This window comes from Xenorhabdus sp. TS4 (genome assembly GCF_014467265.1).
In the GTDB taxonomy this organism is placed as follows: Bacteria; Pseudomonadota; Gammaproteobacteria; order Enterobacterales; family Enterobacteriaceae; genus Xenorhabdus; species Xenorhabdus ehlersii.
Genome location: NZ_NKHQ01000002.1, coordinates 52,874 through 71,160 on the forward strand (window position 1 = coordinate 52,874; position 18,287 = coordinate 71,160).

The following is an 18,287-nucleotide window of genomic DNA, read 5'->3' on the forward strand; positions in this document are numbered from 1 at the left end:
AATGAGTGCGAATATTATCTCTCTGACTGATGCTGGCTTTGGAAACGATGTTTTGAAAGCACAAGGTCCTGTTCTCGTTGAATTCTGGGCTGAGTGGTGCGGTCCTTGCAAAATGATTGCCCCTATTCTGGATGAGATTGCCACAGAATACGAAGGAAAACTGACAGTTGGCAAGCTGAACATTGATGATAACCCAGCAACAGCACCAGAATACGGTATTCGTGGTATTCCAACTCTGATTCTGTTTAAAGGCGGTGAAAAGGTTGCCGTAAAAGTGGGTGCTTTGTCAAAAACTCAACTGAAAGAGTTTTTGGAACCACACCTATAATTTAGAATTAGGTCACAGTAATTACGGACGTTTGGCGTATGAGATGATTTATCTCATTGACCGCTAGACGTCCGCTACGAAGCATGGTAAGTTAGCGTCCATGTGCTTGTATGAAGCTTTGCTTGAGCGAATTCTTTATTTGATATAAAGAGTTGACATTAAGCACGTTACATACTAAACAATTTGTAGTGTCTGATAAATCTGTTATCTCTGGGTTACCTGAAGTATCTGATGACATATCGCATTTGGTAAAATTCCTGAGTCTATATACGGCTAATCCAGTATATAGCTTAGTACACTCATAACGTCCTAATGCTAAATATCTTTAAGTCGAGTGTTTTTATCCTAGGCATTTTTATGTCGAGCCTTCTCCTTCTTGTGCTAGGTGTTAGGTATAGAATCTGCTAACAGTGCTTATGTTAAAAAACGTTTATGCTGAAAGATGTGTATGCTGAAATAGTGTCCACTGTTAAACCTTAATAGTGTTCGCATTATAAAATTGTATCTATTATAGATAGTTATAACATATGGCACATAGATAGTTAGATGATAGTTTTGACAGTTTGTCAGCCTTATTTTGAAATCAATCTACGTACTTCAAACTATTGCCTTGTAATATAATTTAATATGTTAGAAGGTGTTATTCGTTTCTGGTACAAATAAACAGGCATCGATAATGCTGCCATACCATTCACGTTTATAGTTCGAGATATACCCCGAGTTAAAGAACCCACCATTATGAATCTTACCGAATTAAAGAATACGCCGGTATCTGAGTTGATTACTCTCGGCGAAAATATGGGGCTGGAAAACCTGGCTCGTATGCGTAAGCAGGACATCATTTTCTCTATTCTCAAACAGCATGCGAAAAGCGGAGAGGATATTTTCGGAGATGGTGTGCTGGAGATATTGCAGGATGGATTTGGTTTCCTCCGCTCCGCAGACAGTTCTTACCTTGCAGGTCCTGATGATATCTACGTTTCTCCTAGTCAAATCCGCCGCTTTAACCTCCGTACCGGTGATACCATTTCAGGGAAAATCCGCCCACCAAAAGAAGGTGAACGCTATTTTGCCCTGTTGAAAGTTAATGAAGTCAACTTTGACAAACCTGAAAATGCCCGCAGTAAAATCCTGTTTGAAAACCTGACTCCACTTCATGCTAACAACCGCTTGCGTATGGAACGTGGTAATGGTTCTACTGAAGATTTGACAGCCCGTGTTCTGGATCTGGCAGCGCCGATTGGTCGTGGTCAGCGTGGCCTGATTGTTGCACCACCAAAAGCGGGTAAAACCATGCTGCTGCAAAATATTGCGGCTAACATCGCTCATAACTACCCAGATTGTGTTTTGATGGTTTTGCTGATTGATGAGCGTCCAGAAGAAGTTACCGAAATGCAGCGTCTGGTAAAAGGCGAAGTGATTGCTTCAACCTTTGATGAACCTGCTTCCCGCCATGTGCAAGTGGCTGAAATGGTGATCGAAAAGGCAAAACGTCTGGTTGAACACAAAAAAGACGTTATTATCCTGCTGGATTCCATTACCCGTCTGGCTCGTGCATATAACACTGTGGTTCCTGCTTCCGGTAAGGTCTTAACTGGTGGTGTGGATGCGAATGCCCTGCATCGTCCAAAACGTTTCTTTGGTGCTGCACGTAATGTCGAAGAAGGTGGTAGTCTGACCATCATTGCGACTGCGCTGGTTGATACTGGCTCCAAGATGGATGAGGTTATTTACGAAGAATTTAAAGGTACAGGTAACATGGAATTGCACCTGTCCCGTAAGATTGCGGAAAAACGTGTCTTCCCAGCCATTGATTACAACCGTTCTGGGACACGTAAAGAAGAGTTGCTCACTGCACAGGATGAGCTACAGAAGATGTGGATCTTACGTAAGATTATTCATCCAATGGGTGAAATCGACGCGATGGAATTCCTTATCAACAAACTGGCTATGACAAAAACAAACGAAGAGTTCTTCGACTTTATGAAACGCTCATAGTGTTTGTAAAATTGATATTTCCGTAATAAGCAATATTCATTCGCTTCTCTAAAACGCCACATTTTTGTGGCGTTTTTTTATCGAATATTTATTCTATTTGCCTGAAATGGTATGTTTTTTGCATGTTTTTCGGGTGATTAGATGCATTTTTTCTAACCGAACGTTTTATAATTATGAATCACGCTTTACAGATCGCATGGTTTATTTGATTAATTTTATGAGTTAGAACTCTTTGTTTTGTTAACAGGGAGAGCTTATGGGTTCGGTGTCAAGTGGGACATCCATAAGTATACGAATAATAGATGCCCCGCCATTATTTTTATAGAGAGTTATTATTGTGAATATTCCCAGTATGAGTGTCGAAATTTTTTGCGTATTTATATTCTCATTTGTGTTTTTGTTTGTGGCTCGTAAGGCAGCAAAAAAAATCGGCCTGGTTGATAAACCGAATTACCGTAAACGTCATCATGGTTTAGTTCCTTTGGTGGGTGGCATATCTGTTTTTTTTGGTGTTTGTTTCGCATTTATTATTACAAAAGAGTTTATACCTCATAAATGGTTGTATTTGGCTTGTGCGGGAATATTGGTTCTTATCGGTGCCTTAGATGACCGCTTTGATATCAGCGTGAAGATTCGGGCAACTATCCAAGCTTTGGTTGGTATCAGCATGATGTATTTTGCTGGCTTGAAGCTTGATAGCTTGGGGCATGCATTCGGGCCATGGGAAATGGTACTTGGGCCATTCAGCTACGTTGTGACGTTATTCGCTGTCTGGGCTGCTATCAATGCTTTCAATATGGTGGATGGGATTGATGGGTTACTGGGCGGGCTATCTTGTGTTTCTTTCGGTACGTTGGGTATTTTGTTGTATGAAAGTGGCAATACGGCACTGGCGTTTTGGTGTTTTGCGTTTATAGCGGGGATTTTGCCTTACATCTTCCTTAATCTTGGCATATTAGGGAAACGTTTTAAGGTATTTATGGGGGATGCGGGAAGTACCCTAATTGGCTTTACCATTATTTGGCTATTGACTGAAGCGACGCAAGGGGAAAATGCTTCTATTAGCCCTGTGACAGCATTGTGGATTATTGCAATTCCATTGATGGACATGATCGCTATTATGTACCGCCGATTGCGTAAGGGAATGAGTCCGTTTTCTCCAGATCGCCAGCATATTCACCATTTGATTATGCGTGCTGGGTTTACTTCTCGCCAGGCATTTATTTTGATCACTTTGGCTGCGGCTCTATTGGCATCAATTGGAATTATTGGAGAGTGGCTAAGTTTTATTCCTGAATGGATAATGTTGGCATTATTTTTGCTTGCATTTATGTTGTATGGCTATTGCATCAAAAGAGCGTGGAAGGTAGCCCGTTTTATCAAACGGTGTAGGCGCCGTATGCGTCGGGCAGCAAGCCATCATTAAGACATCGACAATCAAAGAGGTTTTGTGCAGTGATAAATTCAGAAACGAAATCTAAACAGGATCAACCAGCTATAGAGCATGAACTGGATATTCGGGCACTGTGTTATGCTTTGTGGCATGGAAAGATATGGATTATCGCCCTGGCAATAATTTTCGCTGCCGCCGCTCTGGGAGCATCTTATTTGATGCAGCAAAAATGGAGCGCAACCGCTATTGTGAACTTACCGACAACGAATAATTTGGGTAGCTACTACTCGCAACAACAATTCCTGCGTAATTTGGATACCCATATCAATGCTTCGCCAGAAGCGCAATTACCGACCATTCCAGACGGTGCATACCAAGAATTCATGACACAGGTCTTTGCGTATGATACCCGTCGTGAATTTTGGCTTCATTCTGAGTATTACAAACAACGCAAGGAAGGGCGTGCCAAAGCGGATGCTGTATTGTTGGATGAATTGATCAACGATATTAAAATCACGCACAGTGATAATAAAACATCATCAAATAACAGTATCAAATTGACAGCAGAAACCGCCGTTGATGCCAATCAACTTCTGCGTCAATATATTGCGTTCGCCAACCAACGGGCGAGCACTCACCTGAACAACGAAATTAAAGGGGCGTGGGCGACGCGGACTCAGTCAATGAAAGCATTGGTGAAACGTCAGGAGATGGTGGTAAAGGCAATATATAATCGTGAATTGAATGTGTTGCAGCAGTCACTGAAAGTGGCTGAGAAGCAAGGTATTCACCGTAATCAGACAAACATCCCTATCGAAGAACTGCCTGAATCCAAAATGTTTATGCTGGGTACATCATTACTGCAAGCCCAAATTGAAACTTTGGAAGCCACAGGCCCTGACTACAGCATCGATTATGATCAAAATATCGCGATGCTGGCTACGTTGAATGTCGGTCCGACTTTGCAGAACTCTTTCCAGACTTACCGCTATCTCAGAACACCGGAGGAACCCGTTAACCGAGACAGTCCTCGCCGTGCTTTCATGATGATTTTATGGGGAGCCGTAGGCATGTTGGTTGGTGCAGGTGTCGCTTTAGTAAAACGTCCTCGCTCCGATAGTTCATATAAGTAACAGTATGTAAATATAAACGATAGGTTTTGATCCCCCATTCTTGGAAGTATCTGCAATGATTGACAAAATAAGAGAGTCACTGTGAAAGTGTTGACTGTGTTTGGTACCCGGCCGGAGGCCATTAAAATGGCCCCGTTGGTACATGCGTTGGCTATGGATACTGCCTTTGAAGCAAAAGTGTGTGTCACAGCTCAGCATAGGGAAATGCTGGATCAGGTATTGCATCTGTTTGGGATAACGCCGGATTTTGATCTGAATATCATGCAAAAAGGGCAGGATCTGACGGATATCACATGTCGTATCCTGCAAGGTATCAAGCCTGTATTAGAAGAATTCAAACCAGATGTGGTACTGGTGCATGGTGACACAACAACAACCATGGCAACGAGTCTGGCCGCTTTCTATCAGCATATTCCGGTAGGCCATGTTGAAGCTGGCTTAAGAACAGGGGATCTTTATTCACCATGGCCGGAAGAAGCCAACCGTAAGATTGCCGGACACTTGGCTATGTACCATTTTGCACCGACGGAAAATTCCCGGAATAACCTCTTAAAAGAATCCATTGTGGAAAACCGTATTTTTGTTACAGGCAATACGGTGATTGATGCCCTGCTATCAGTGCGTGATCGCATCATGAATGATGAAGCCATGTATGGGCAGTTTGCTGAGCTTTATCCTTTCCTTAACCTAAATAAAAAAATGATCTTGGTGACAGGCCATCGCCGTGAAAATTTTGGTAAAGGGTTTGAGCGTATTTGTGAAGCATTGGCACAGATTGCCAAGGCGCATCCTGATGTCCAGATAGTTTATCCGGTCCATTTGAACCCGAATGTCAGTGAACCCGCTAAGCGCATTTTGCATGACATTGATAACGTTATCCTTATCAAACCACAGGATTATCTGCCATTCGTCTATTTGATGAATCATGCCTATTTAATCTTGACCGATTCAGGGGGAATTCAGGAAGAAGCCCCTTCTCTGGGAAAACCGGTTTTAGTTATGCGCGATACCACTGAGCGACCTGAAGCGATTGATGCGGGGACAGTGCGACTGGTGGGAACAGAAACACAAACTATCGTTGCGGAAGTTACGCGTTTATTGACGGATGTTAACGCCTACCAACAAATGAGCCATGCCCATAACCCTTATGGTGATGGCAGGGCTTGCCAGCGAATTCTTGAAGCATTGAGAAAAAATCAGGTGACATTATGAGTTTTGAAACAATTTCTGTTATCGGCCTGGGTTATATCGGTTTGCCCACTGCGGCTGCATTCGCCTCCCGTCAAAAGAGGGTTATTGGCGTGGATGTTAATCAACATGCGGTAGAAACGATTAACCGTGGTTCGATTCATATCGTTGAACCTGATTTAGATAAGGTAGTAAAAATTGCGGTAGAAGAGGGCTTTTTGAAAGCCGTGACTATTCCACAAACTGCGGATGCTTTCTTGATTGCTGTTCCTACGCCCTTCAAAGGGGAGCATGAACCCGATATGGCCTATGTGCGTTCTGCGGCGGAATCAATAGCACCCGTCTTGAAAAAAGGTGATTTGGTTATTTTGGAATCCACTTCTCCTGTTGGTGCGACGGAGCAGATGGCTGCATGGTTAGCCGCGGTACGTCCTGATCTTTCATTCCCTCAACAAGCGGGTGAAAACTCAGATATCGATATCGCCTATTGCCCTGAGCGTGTTTTACCCGGGCAAGTTATGGTGGAATTGATTAAAAATGATCGTGTAGTAGGGGGTATGACAGCCAAATCTTCCCACAGGGCGAGTGAGCTGTACAATATTTTCCTTGAAGGTGAATGTGTTATCACCAATGCCAGGACAGCGGAAATGTGCAAGCTGACAGAGAACAGTTTCCGTGATGTTAATATCGCTTTTGCCAACGAACTTTCCTTGATCTGTGCCGAACAGGGAATCAATGTGTGGGAGCTGATTAGTCTGGCAAACCGCCATCCACGTGTAAATATTTTGCAGCCTGGCCCTGGTGTAGGAGGGCATTGCATTGCCGTCGATCCGTGGTTCATTGTATCCCAGAATCCTGAGCAATCCCGTTTAATTCATACCGCGCGTTTGGTGAATGATGGCAAGCCGCTGTGGGTCGTGGATCAAGTGAAAGCCGCAGTCGCTGACTGTTTGGCTGAGAGTGGTAAACGGGCAAATGAGATTAAAATTGCCTGTTTTGGCTTGGCTTTCAAACCGAACATTGATGATTTACGGGAAAGTCCAGCCGTTTATATTACAAAAATGGTTGCACAGTGGCATGCAGGGCAAACCATCGCGGTTGAACCCAATGTGCATGAACTGCCCAATTCACTGAAAGATATGGTGGAATTGATGGATGTCAACCAGGCATTAGAGCAGGCTGACGTTGTATTGATGCTGGTGGATCATAGCCAGTTTAAAGCCATTACTGGTTCTGCAATAAAACAAAAATGGGTTGTTGATACAAAAGGAGTTTGGCGTTGAAACGTATTCTTATTACAGGTGGTGCAGGTTTTATCGGTTCTGCGGTTGTGCGCCACATTATTAATCAGACTGAAGATAGCGTCGTTGTCGTTGATAGCCTGACTTATGCCGGTAATCTTGAATCACTGGCTTCGGTAGCTAACCATCCCCGCTATGCGTTTGAACAGGTTGATATCCGCCAGCGTGATGCCTTAGATCGCGTATTCCAACAATATCAACCGGATGCTGTCATGCATTTGGCCGCAGAAAGTCATGTTGACCGCTCCATTGACGGGCCAGCAGCTTTTATCGAAACCAATATCATCGGCACTTATACTTTGTTGGAAGCAGCTCGTGCATTTTGGCAACAGTTGGATCAGGAAAAACAGAGCCAATTCCGCTTCCACCATATTTCAACAGACGAAGTATATGGCGATCTGCATGGTGAAGATGGTTTCTTTACTGAAACCACACCTTACTCGCCAAGCAGTCCTTATTCTGCATCAAAAGCGTCCAGTGATCATCTGGTCAGGGCATGGCGCCGTACTTATGGCTTACCGACCATGATCACCAATTGTTCGAATAACTATGGTCCTTATCATTTCCCTGAGAAACTGATCCCATTGATGATCCTGAATGGGCTGGCAGGCAAGCCTTTGCCGGTCTATGGCAAAGGAGAGCAAATCCGTGACTGGCTCTATGTGGAAGATCATGCGCGTGCGTTGTATTTGGTGGTAACCCAGGCGGAGCCCGGCAAAACCTACAATATCGGTGGACATAATGAGCGCCGAAATATCGAAGTTGTGGAAACGATTTGCGAATTGCTGGAGGAGTTGCGCCCCGAAAAACCTGCTGGGGTAGAGCATTATCGCGACCTTATTACTCATGTAACGGATCGCCCAGGACATGATATGCGTTATGCGATTGATGCGGCGAAAATTGAGCGTGAATTGGGGTGGATCCCCGAGGAAACGTTCGAATCTGGCATTCGCAAGACTGTGCAATGGTATCTGGAAAATGAGAGTTGGTGGAGAAGAGTTCAGGATGGCTCTTATACAGGGGAACGACTTGGGTTAGGAAATGAATAAGCCCATCAGGGGGAGCAGATGAAAGGAATTATACTGGCTGGGGGCTCTGGCACCCGTTTGTATCCAATAACACGTGGCGTATCAAAGCAGTTGTTACCGATTTATGACAAGCCGATGATTTATTATCCGCTGTCAGTGTTAATGCTGTCGGGCATACGCGATATCCTGATCATCTCGACACCGGAAGATTTACCTGCTTTTAAACGATTACTAGGCAGTGGCGAACAATTTGGTATCCAACTTAGTTATGCCGAACAGCCTTCACCTGATGGTTTGGCCCAGGCATTTCTGATTGGTGAAGAATTTATCGGTAATGATGCTTGCTGCTTGGTATTGGGTGACAATATCTTTTTTGGTCAAGCGTTTAGCCCGAAACTACAACATGTTGCTGGCCGAACAACAGGAGCGACAATATTCGGTTACCAAGTGATGGACCCTGAACGATTTGGCGTAGTGGAATTTGACGAGCAGTATCGGGTTCTTTCCATAGAAGAAAAACCTGTACAGCCTAAATCCAATTGGGCGGTGACGGGTCTCTATTTCTACGACAACAAAGTCGTGGATTTTGCCAAACAAGTAAAACCTTCTGCGCGCGGGGAACTGGAAATCACCAGTATCAACCAGATGTATCTGGAATGCGGAGAATTGAATGTTGAATTATTGGGGCGTGGTTTTGCCTGGTTAGATACGGGAACTCATGACAGCCTGATTGAAGCCAGTACTTTTGTTCAGACCGTCGAAAAACGTCAAGGCTTCAAAATTGCCTGTTTGGAAGAGATCGCATGGCGTAATGGTTGGCTCAGTGAGGAGCAATTAAAAGTGGCGGCCACGGATTTGGCGAAAACAGGTTACGGCAACTATCTGATGGATTTGCTCAATGTCTATTCACGCCAACCTTGACCCCTTGGCCTGGGAAAGCCAGTTTTTTGGTTTGCCCACAGCTCGCCTGAATTTTTCGTCGGATGCGGCGGCATTGACGGCTGCTGATTTGGACCAATATGCATTGGTGCAAGCCAAAGTGGCAGCCCAACAAACGGGCATTATCGATGAGCTTTCTGTCTTAGGATTTTCACTGGTTGAAGGTGAGGTTGATTTACGGTTATCGATTGAGGCGGGAAATATTCCTGGCATTCATACGGGAAAGGAACTAATTTCGGCAAAACAAGAAGATATCCCCGTATTGAAGGAGGTGTCAGCCCGTGTATTTACGTCTAGCCGTTTTCGTGCACCCTGGTATCAACCGGATGACAGTGGGAAATTCTATGCTACCTGGGTTGAAAAAGCCGTTTTGGGCACATTTGATCACCAATGCCTGCTTATCAATAATGAACGTGGTCAAATAGCGGGCTTTGTCACCTTAAGGGATATAGGTAATAGCGAAGCACGCATTGGTTTATTGGCTGCTGTACCAGGCAATCATCATCAAGGGATTGGCAAAAAATTAATGTCGGCGGCGCAACAGTGGTGTCATAACCATCAGATACAATGGCTGAGAGTGGCTACGCAAATCAGCAACATCGCTGCGTTGCGTCTTTATACACGTTGTGGTGCCATCATTGAAAGCACCGCATATTGGTTATACAGAGGACGAAATGATTCCATTTAATAAACCACCGGTAGTCGGCACTGAACTTGAATACATGCAACAGGCGATGGCTAGCGGTAAGTTGTGTGGTGATGGAGAATTTACCAAACGTTGTGAAGCGTGGATGGAACAGCGCTTTAATTGCCCGAAGGTATTGTTGACACCATCTTGTACAGCTTCACTGGAAATGGCGGCAATGTTGTTGAATATCCAGCCGGGTGATGAAGTCATTATGCCGAGCTATACCTTTGTATCGACCTCCAATGCCTTTGTTCTGCGTGGTGCTACCATTGTGTTCGTGGATATTCGTCCTGATACCATGAACATTGATGAGAACAAGATTGAAGCAGCTATTACAGAGAAAACCCGTGCTATCGTACCGGTGCATTATGCGGGCGTGGCCTGTGAAATGGATACCATCATGGCACTGGCGAAAAAATATAACCTGTATGTGGTGGAAGATGCCGCACAGGGCGTCATGTCCACCTATAAAGGCCGTGCATTGGGCACAATTGGGCATATTGGTTGTTTCAGCTTTCATGAAACCAAAAATTACTCGGCCGGTGGTGAAGGCGGGGCAACATTAATCAATGATAAATCCATGATTGCCCGTGCCGAAATCATCCGAGAGAAAGGCACTAACCGTAGTCAATTCTTCCGCGGGCAAGTAGACAAATACACATGGCGTGATATCGGTTCCAGTTATCTGCTCTCTGATCTGCAAGCGGCTTACCTGTGGGCACAACTGGAACTTGCTGAAAAAATTAACCAACGCCGCCTGACTTTGTGGGAGAACTACCATCAAGCCTTGAAACCGTTAGCAGACGCTGGACATTTAGTTTTACCAATTGTTCCGGAAGGCTTGGAACACAATGCCCACATGTTCTATATCAAGCTCAAAGATGTAGAAGAACGTAGCGCATTCAATAGTTATATGAAAGAGAATGGTATCCTGAGCGTATTCCACTACGTGGCATTGCATACCAGCCCTGCGGGTGAGAAATGTGGCCGTTTCCACGGCGAAGATCGCTTTACCACCCGCGAAAGTGACCGCTTAGTTCGCTTACCAATGTTCTACAACATCACTGATACAGAGCAGCAAATTGTTATCGATCGTATCAAGGAATTTTTCGCCTGATATGTCACTTGCTAAAGCTTCTGTTTGGACAGCAGGCTCCACATTGATCAAGATCGGTGTGGGGTTGCTGGTCATTAAACTTCTGGCGGTATCTTTTGGCCCAACAGGTGTTGGGCAAGCAGGTAATTTTCGCCAACTCATTACTGTATTAGGTGTGCTCTCTGGGGCAGGGATTTTTAATGGTGTCACAAAATATGTAGCGGAACATCATCAACAACCGGAAAAGCTTAGGGCGATATTGGGTACATCGTCCTTGATAATTCTGGGGTTTTCGACCTTATTGGCAGTGATCTTCCTTTTGTTCAGTGAAATCATCAGTATTAGCCTATTTGGTCACATCCATTACAAAACTGTTGTGCAGGCGCTCGCATTTATTCAAATGGGCATCGCTTACGCCAACTATTTTCTGGCAATCCTGAAAGGGTTCAGGGATGCTAAGGGAAATGCGTTGGCCATTATTTTGGGCAGCCTGACAGGCATGTTGGCTTATAGCCTCTGCTATTGGCTGGGAGGCTATGAAGGGGCATTGGCAGGCTTGGCATTGGTACCTGCATTGGTGGTTTTACCTGCCGGCCTAATGATACTGCATAGCAAGGTGATTACATTTTCTGCCTTGAAACCTATGTGGGATCGTGCGATTGCCAGCCATCTGGGCAAATTTACTCTTATGGCGTTGCTGACTTCCATTACATTGCCCGTTGCTTATGTCATGATGCGAAATTTGCTGGCAGCGCGTTATAGTTGGGAAGAAGTAGGGATTTGGCAGGGAGTTAGCAGTATTTCAGATGCTTATTTACAATTTATCACCGCCTCCTTCACTGTCTATCTATTGCCAACCCTTTCTCGTCTGAAGAATAAGCAAGAAATTACCCGCGAAACTGTGAAGGCTTTGAAATTTGTCTTGCCTGCTGTAGCTGCTGCCAGTTTCTCTGTCTGGCTATTGCGTGATTTCGTGATTTGGCTGTTGTTTTCAGACAAATTCATCGCCATGCGGGATCTGTTTGCGTGGCAGTTAGTGGGCGACGTGTTGAAAGTTGGCGCTTATGTTTTTGGTTATCTGGTGATAGCGAAAGCTGCACTGCGTTTTTATATATTGACTGAAGTGAGCCAGTTCCTTTTACTGACGGGTTTTTCTCATTGGCTGATACCGGCAAATGGAGCATTGGGGGCTGCCCAGTCATATATGGTAACTTACATTGTTTATTTCATTCTTTGTTGTAGCGTATTTATTATTTATCGCAGGCGAGCATGACAACCCTAATTCACGTTTTGGGATCGGATATCCCACATCACAATCAAACGTTACTACGTTTCTTTAATGACGTCTTGGCACAGGAAATACATTTTTGCGCCAAACCGTGTTTTATGGTGGTGTCTAGAGACCACACATGGCTATCAAATTACCCTAACTTGACTATTTCTCTTTATCACAGCAAATCTGCCTTATCGCAGGCAGTAATAGAGAAAGCGAAGGCAAACAGAACAGTCCGCTTCTTTTTCCACGGGCAGTTTAATGCTGCTTTGTGGTTGGCTTTATTAATGGGAAAAATTAAGCGGCACCAATTCTTCTGGCATGTTTGGGGAGCAGATCTCTATGAAGAGTCCCGCCAACTGAAATTCCGTTTGTTCTATCTGATTCGTCGTTTGGCACAGAAGCGGGTGGGGCATATTTTTGCCACGCGCGGTGATCTGCGGCACTTTTTTCAGGATGATTCGCGTTCAAGTCGGGCCAAACCTGATGTGCCATCATCATTGCTCTATTTCCCAACTCGGATGGAGCCTGCGTTGACGGTGACGGAGAAAACATTCTCACCGGAAGGAATTACCATCTTACTGGGGAATTCGGGGGATCAATCCAACCGTCATATTGAAGCCTTGCAGAAGATCCACCACCAGTTTGGCGATGAGGCTAGGGTGCTAATCCCAATGGGCTATCCTGATAATAACCAAGCCTATATCCAGAGCGTGGAGCAAACTGCATTGTCGTTATTTCCAGCGCAAAATGTTCGTATTCTGAAAGAGCAAATAGCCTTTGATGAATACTTGTCATTGTTGCGCCAATGCGATTTGGGTTATTTCATTTTCAATCGTCAGCAGGGTATTGGAACACTCTGTTTGCTGATTCAATTTGGTATTCCGTTTGTTCTGAGCCGTCAAAATCCATTCTGGCATGATTTAACGGAACAGCAGATCCCTGTTCTGTTTGACGGTGATGAACTCAATAAACACTGGGTGCAGGAAGCACAGCGCCAGATGCTGTCCCTCGATAAAAAGGCGATTGCTTTTTTTGATCCCCATTTCATGGAGGGGTGGAAAACCGCCCTGTCGGAAGCATCTGGAGAGTAGCAATGACCTTGACACAATTCGGTGGGCTTTTTGTTATTTACATAATTTCGGTGGCTTTTATCCTGACCTTGACGTATCAGGAATTTCGACGTGTCCGCTTTAACTTTAATGTCTTTTTCTCATTGTTGTACCTGCTGACATTCTATTTTGGTTTTCCATTGACCAGCTTGTTGGTATTTCAGTTTAATGTGGAAGTGGTGTCTGTAGATTCATTACTACATGCAATGTTGGCGTCTGGCTGTTTTTATGCCATTTACTATGTGGCTTATAAAACACGGCTCACTTATAAAACACGGCCCAATAATGGTATAAGTTCTGAAAACTTAACGGTGACTATGCCGCGTAAACCTTTATTTACGATGAATCGAGTGGAAGCTAATCTGACGTGGTTACTACTTGCTTGTATTGCCATCGTTACGGTAGGTTCGTTCTTTATGCAGAACGGATTTTTGCTGTTCAAGTTACAGTCCTATAGCCAGATATTTTCCGGCCAGGTTTCCGGTGTGGCGCTCAAGCGATTTTTCTATTTCTTCATTCCTGCCATGCTGGTTGTTTTTTTCCTAAAACCGACCAAAGCACGCTGGCTGTGCTTTTTGGTAGGAACGGTGGGGTTTGGTATCCTGACCTATGTGATCGTTGGGGGTACGCGAGCTAACATCATTATCGCGTTTGCATTGTTCCTGTTTATCGGGATTGTCCGCGGCTGGATCACGTTGTGGATGCTGTTTACTGCGGGCGCAATGGGAATTGTCGGTATGTTCTGGCTGGCGTTGAAGCGCTATAGCCTGGACGTAAGTGGGGCAGAGGCATTTTATACTTTCCTGTATCTCACGCGAGATACTTTCTCGCCGTGGGAAAATTTGGCCCTGCTGCTGGATAATTACAGCAAAATAGATTTTCAAGGGCTGGCACCGATTGTCCGTGATTTTTATGTTTTTATTCCTGGTTGGGTGTGGCCGGATAGGCCTAATCTGGTCTGGAACACAGCTAACTATTTCACGTGGAATGTATTGAATAACCACTCTGGTCTTGCGATTTCCCCAACACTGATTGGCTCTCTTGTGGTGATGGGGGGGGTATTCTTTATCCCTCTGGGGGCGATCGCAGTCGGTTTTATTATTAAATGGTTTGACTGGATTTATGAAGCAGGAAAACAGGAAAGTAATCGCTATAAGGCGGCAATTTTGCAAGCTTTCTGCTTTGGCGCCATCTTTAACATAATTGTGCTTGCCCGTGAAGGAGTAGATTCTTTTGTTTCTAGGGTGGTGTTCTTTTGTATTGTCTTCGGCCTATGTCTGGTTGCGGCGAAATTGCTGTATTGGCTGTTTGAAAGTGCCGGGCTGATTCGAAAGCTTGTGGTCAGTAATCTGGCTACTTCGCGAAAAACATCTGTGATTTTGGATGTAAGGAAAAAAAATGGCGTTAAATAACATTCCCAAATACCGCATTCGTGGTCTTAGTATCTGGGGATTCCGCGGTATGTCGCATTTCCTCGACCACCTTTTCCTGGATGGACAGGTAAAAGCAGGTACATTGGTTGCGATTAACGCAGAAAAAGTACTCACGGCGGAGAAAGACAATGCACTGAATACGTTGCTGGATGAGGCCGAATACTTATACGCAGATGGTATTAGTATCGTACGTGCCATTCGCCGTAAATATCCTGATGCGGATGTATCGCGTATTGCGGGCGCTGATTTGTGGGAAGACTTGATGGAACGCGCTGGGCGTGAGGGTACACCAGTCTTTCTAATCGGCGGAAAACCCGATATCTTGGCCCAGACTGAGAACAAACTGCGTACCCAATGGAATGTCAATATCGTGGGCAGACAAGATGGGTATTTTACACCAGAAACGCGTGATGATGTATTTGAGCGGATTCATGCCAGTGGTGCGGCGATTATTACCGTAGCAATGGGATCACCCAAACAGGAGATCTTTATGCGTGACTGCCGCAAGGTACATCCAGATGCACTGTATATGGGCGTTGGAGGAACCTATGATGCCTTCACTGGTCACGTTAAACGAGCACCGAAAGTCTGGCAGAATCTAGGGTTGGAGTGGTTGTATCGCTTGCTCTCTCAGCCAAGCCGTATCCGTAGGCAGATAAAGCTATTGAAATTCCTTGGCTATTATTACGGTGGCAAACTTTAGCCCCGAAATTTCTCTGTTTCTACCTGTTGCATTGAGCATATGCAGCAGGTTTTTGCTTTATTTTATTGCTGTCTTTGAGGTTATCAATAGCTTGTTGTTTGACTGCTTATTTTCAAATCTACTCTTGCAAGCCTTATTTTTATAATTTTTTTATTTCACTGATCGGCAAAACGTGTTTTGATCCCAGCCTTTTTTACAACGATTGATTATCAATTCCTGTATTTTTCTGTTTGCAAGTATAGACATCATAAAAGTGGATAGGGAGTTTTATGAGTGATTCAAAACAGAGCCTGCAAAGGGGACTTGAGGCACGTCATATTGAGCTGATTGCGCTAGGTGGCACAATCGGCGTAGGGCTGTTCATGGGTTCAGCCAGTACCTTGAAATGGGCCGGTCCTTCTGTTTTGCTGGCTTACATTATTGCTGGGCTTTTTGTCTTTTTCATTATGCGTTCCATGGGAGAAATGTTGTTCCTTGAACCTGTAACAGGTTCATTTGCTGCTTTTGGGCATAAGTACCTAAGCCCTTACTGGGGATGCCTGACCGCATGGGGTTATTGGTTCATGTGGGTTTCTGTCGGGATTTCAGAGATTACTGCTGTTGGCGTCTATGCTGAATTCTGGTTTCCAGAATTGCCCCAATGGGTTTCGGCACTGGTAGCGGTTGGATTGGTTGCTTTGGCAAACTTGGCGGCGGTAAGGTTGTATGGTGAGTTGGAGTTTTGGTTTGCCATGATCAAAGTCACAACGATTATTGTGATGATCCTGATTGGCATTGGTTTGATTTTCTTCGGTTTAGGCAATGACTGGCAACCTATTGGTTTGGATAACCTGACCTCACATGGCGGTTTCTTCTCCGGTGGATGGAAAGGCTTTTTATTTGCTCTTTGTATTGTGGTTGCTTCCTATCAGGGGGTAGAGCTGGTTGGTATTACTGCCGGTGAAGCAAAAAAACCACAAGTTACCCTTAAAAAAGCGATCAACAATATCTTGTGGCGTATCCTGATTTTTTATGTTGGTGCCATTTTTATTGTTGTAACTTTGTTCCCGTGGACAGAGGTTGGTGCACATAGTAGCCCGTTTGTGATGACTTTTTCTAAAGTCGGTATTGCTTCTGCGGCTGCGGTGATTAACTTTGTTGTGCTAACTGCTGCGTTGTCAGGATGTAACAGCGGAATGTACAGCGGTGGCAGAATGCTGTATGCCTTGGCGCAAAACCGTCAATTGCCTGCTTCATTGCTGAAGCTGTCGAAAAATGGTGTGCCAGTAAAATGTATTGCAATTACTATTGGTTGCTTGATTGCAGGTTCCAGCCTGAATTATCTGATACCAAATCCGCAGTCAGTATTTGTTTACGTTTATAGTGCCAGTGTATTGCCTGGCATGGTGCCATGGTTTGTGATTCTGGTCAGCCAATTGCGTTTCCGTAAGCATCATGAAGAAGCCATAAAACAGCATCGGTTTAAATCGATTCTGTTCCCTTATGTTAATTACCTGACATTGATTTTCCTGTGCTGCGTATTAGTGGGGATGGCAATTAACACGGATACACGTTTCTCACTGATAGTGGGGGGAATATTTTTGTCGGTAGTGTCATTAATTTATTGGGTGGTGAAATTTTATTCATCTAAAAAATCGATATAATTTTATCGATTGGTTTTTAATTTAAAAAACGATTTATGGTAATACTGCGGTGGAAAAGTGCTGGCTTTATCAGCTAAATGAGTAAAGCATAATCAAACGCATCATTTCTTTTAAAAAAGCACTGGACAGTACGACATTAAATCCGTACTATCCTCCACCGCAACGGCGTTAAGCGCCCGTAGCTCAGCTGGATAGAGCGCTGCCCTCCGGAGGCAGAGGTCTCAGGTTCGAATCCTGTCGGGCGCGCCATTTAAAGCGTGCAAGAGCAGTGGTAATGAGTTATCGTGGTCGGGCATTGTTGTATGTAAAAAGATAGCTGTTATGGTGGCTATAGCTCAGTTGGTAGAGCCCTGGATTGTGATTCCAGTTGTCGCGAGTTCGAGTCTCGTTAGCCACCCCATCTTTTTTATGAAACGCGAGGGTGGCGGAATTGGTAGACGCGCTAGCTTCAGGTGTTAGTGTCCTTACGGACGTGGGGGTTCAAGTCCCCCCCTTCGCACCATAAGAAAGATGAAAAATATATTTCGGCGAGTAGCGCAGCTTGGTAGCGCAACTGGTTTGGGACCAGTGGGTCGGAGGTTCGAATCCTCTCTCGCCGACCAAATTCTGAAAAATCCCCGCAATAGCGGGGATTTTTCTTTCTAACTACTTCTTGGTTACTTTCTTTTCTTCTTCCTACTTTTCCTGCTGATAAAAAGGTTTTCCCTTTTTATTTCTTCTTAATTTCTGTTTGATTTTTAATCTGGAAATTGAATGTTATTGTTTTTGTTAATGCACTAATATTATGTTTTAAAAGATATTTTTTTATTGGTGTTGTATTTCAACGACAAACCGCACCACTTAATGTCTCAAATAGGAGACGTTTAACTGCATGATTTATATTTACTATATGTAAATGGCTCGAAAGGCGTCTCAAATGAGAGACGGTATTTTTAACGATATTTGGTGAAAATTAAGTTATCTATTTATGGAAAGCCAGCTAAATCTTGGGTAAGGAAAATTTATCCTGATTGAAAAAGTTGGCACGTAAA

The 18,287-nt window shown here is 44.3% G+C and carries 15 protein-coding genes and 4 tRNA genes; all 19 read left to right on the forward strand.

Features of this window, described 5'->3' with window-relative positions:
- Window position 1 precedes the first annotated feature (1 nt).
- On the forward strand, window positions 2-328 hold the full coding sequence (trxA, locus tag Xets_RS00940) for a thioredoxin TrxA (RefSeq protein ID WP_099133093.1): 327 nt from the start codon (window positions 2-4) through the stop codon (window positions 326-328).
- A gap of 738 nt (window positions 329-1,066) precedes the next feature.
- Window positions 1,067-2,326 (forward strand): transcription termination factor Rho, encoded by a 1,260-nt coding sequence (rho, locus tag Xets_RS00945; RefSeq protein WP_074020680.1) that lies wholly within the window; start codon window positions 1,067-1,069, stop codon window positions 2,324-2,326.
- Window positions 2,327-2,663: 337 nt separating this feature from the next.
- A complete protein-coding gene (gene wecA, locus Xets_RS00950; RefSeq protein WP_099133094.1) occupies window positions 2,664-3,752 on the forward strand; it encodes a UDP-N-acetylglucosamine--undecaprenyl-phosphate N-acetylglucosaminephosphotransferase in 1,089 nt (362 codons plus the stop codon).
- A 29-nt stretch (window positions 3,753-3,781) separates the two neighbouring features.
- The gene (gene wzzE / locus Xets_RS00955) at window positions 3,782-4,852 is read left to right on the forward strand and encodes an ECA polysaccharide chain length modulation protein (RefSeq protein WP_099133095.1); all 1,071 of its coding nucleotides are present in this window, start codon (window positions 3,782-3,784) and stop codon (window positions 4,850-4,852) included.
- Between the two features lie 81 nt (window positions 4,853-4,933).
- Window positions 4,934-6,064 (forward strand): non-hydrolyzing UDP-N-acetylglucosamine 2-epimerase, encoded by a 1,131-nt coding sequence (gene wecB / locus Xets_RS00960; protein WP_099133096.1) that lies wholly within the window; start codon window positions 4,934-4,936, stop codon window positions 6,062-6,064.
- A complete protein-coding gene (wecC, locus tag Xets_RS00965) occupies window positions 6,061-7,323 on the forward strand; it encodes a UDP-N-acetyl-D-mannosamine dehydrogenase (protein WP_187651053.1) in 1,263 nt (420 codons plus the stop codon). The genes wecB and wecC overlap by 4 nt, the downstream gene beginning before the upstream one ends.
- The gene (gene rffG / locus Xets_RS00970; RefSeq protein ID WP_099133098.1) at window positions 7,320-8,390 is read left to right on the forward strand and encodes a dTDP-glucose 4,6-dehydratase; all 1,071 of its coding nucleotides are present in this window, start codon (window positions 7,320-7,322) and stop codon (window positions 8,388-8,390) included. The genes wecC and rffG overlap by 4 nt, the downstream gene beginning before the upstream one ends.
- 18 nt (window positions 8,391-8,408) lie before the next feature.
- Window positions 8,409-9,290, forward strand: coding sequence for a glucose-1-phosphate thymidylyltransferase RfbA (rfbA, locus tag Xets_RS00975; protein ID WP_099133099.1), 882 nt, complete (start codon window positions 8,409-8,411; stop codon window positions 9,288-9,290).
- Window positions 9,268-9,996, forward strand: coding sequence for a dTDP-4-amino-4,6-dideoxy-D-galactose acyltransferase (rffC, locus tag Xets_RS00980; RefSeq protein WP_099133100.1), 729 nt, complete (start codon window positions 9,268-9,270; stop codon window positions 9,994-9,996). Before rfbA ends, rffC begins: the two co-directional genes overlap by 23 nt.
- The gene (rffA, locus tag Xets_RS00985) at window positions 9,983-11,113 is read left to right on the forward strand and encodes a dTDP-4-amino-4,6-dideoxygalactose transaminase (RefSeq protein ID WP_187651054.1); all 1,131 of its coding nucleotides are present in this window, start codon (window positions 9,983-9,985) and stop codon (window positions 11,111-11,113) included. Before rffC ends, rffA begins: the two co-directional genes overlap by 14 nt.
- Window position 11,114: 1 nt before the next feature.
- A complete protein-coding gene (wzxE, locus tag Xets_RS00990; RefSeq protein ID WP_187651055.1) occupies window positions 11,115-12,365 on the forward strand; it encodes a lipid III flippase WzxE in 1,251 nt (416 codons plus the stop codon).
- The gene (locus Xets_RS00995) at window positions 12,362-13,459 is read left to right on the forward strand and encodes a TDP-N-acetylfucosamine:lipid II N-acetylfucosaminyltransferase (protein ID WP_187651056.1); all 1,098 of its coding nucleotides are present in this window, start codon (window positions 12,362-12,364) and stop codon (window positions 13,457-13,459) included. Before wzxE ends, Xets_RS00995 begins: the two co-directional genes overlap by 4 nt.
- A gap of 2 nt (window positions 13,460-13,461) precedes the next feature.
- Window positions 13,462-14,889: an ECA oligosaccharide polymerase gene (gene wzyE / locus Xets_RS01000; protein WP_099133104.1), complete on the forward strand. Its 1,428-nt coding sequence runs from the start codon at window positions 13,462-13,464 to the stop codon at window positions 14,887-14,889.
- Window positions 14,876-15,613, forward strand: coding sequence for a lipopolysaccharide N-acetylmannosaminouronosyltransferase (wecG, locus tag Xets_RS01005; protein WP_187651057.1), 738 nt, complete (start codon window positions 14,876-14,878; stop codon window positions 15,611-15,613). Before wzyE ends, wecG begins: the two co-directional genes overlap by 14 nt.
- 269 nt (window positions 15,614-15,882) lie before the next feature.
- Complete coding sequence (locus tag Xets_RS01010) at window positions 15,883-17,256, forward strand: amino acid permease (RefSeq protein WP_099133106.1); 1,374 nt, start codon at window positions 15,883-15,885, stop codon at window positions 17,254-17,256.
- Between the two features lie 172 nt (window positions 17,257-17,428).
- Window positions 17,429-17,505, forward strand: a tRNA-Arg gene (locus Xets_RS01015).
- A gap of 75 nt (window positions 17,506-17,580) precedes the next feature.
- Window positions 17,581-17,656, forward strand: a tRNA-His gene (locus tag Xets_RS01020).
- Window positions 17,657-17,671: 15 nt separating this feature from the next.
- Window positions 17,672-17,758 (forward strand) — tRNA-Leu (locus Xets_RS01025).
- Window positions 17,759-17,781: 23 nt separating this feature from the next.
- Window positions 17,782-17,858, forward strand: a tRNA-Pro gene (locus Xets_RS01030).
- Window positions 17,859-18,287 lie beyond the last annotated feature (429 nt).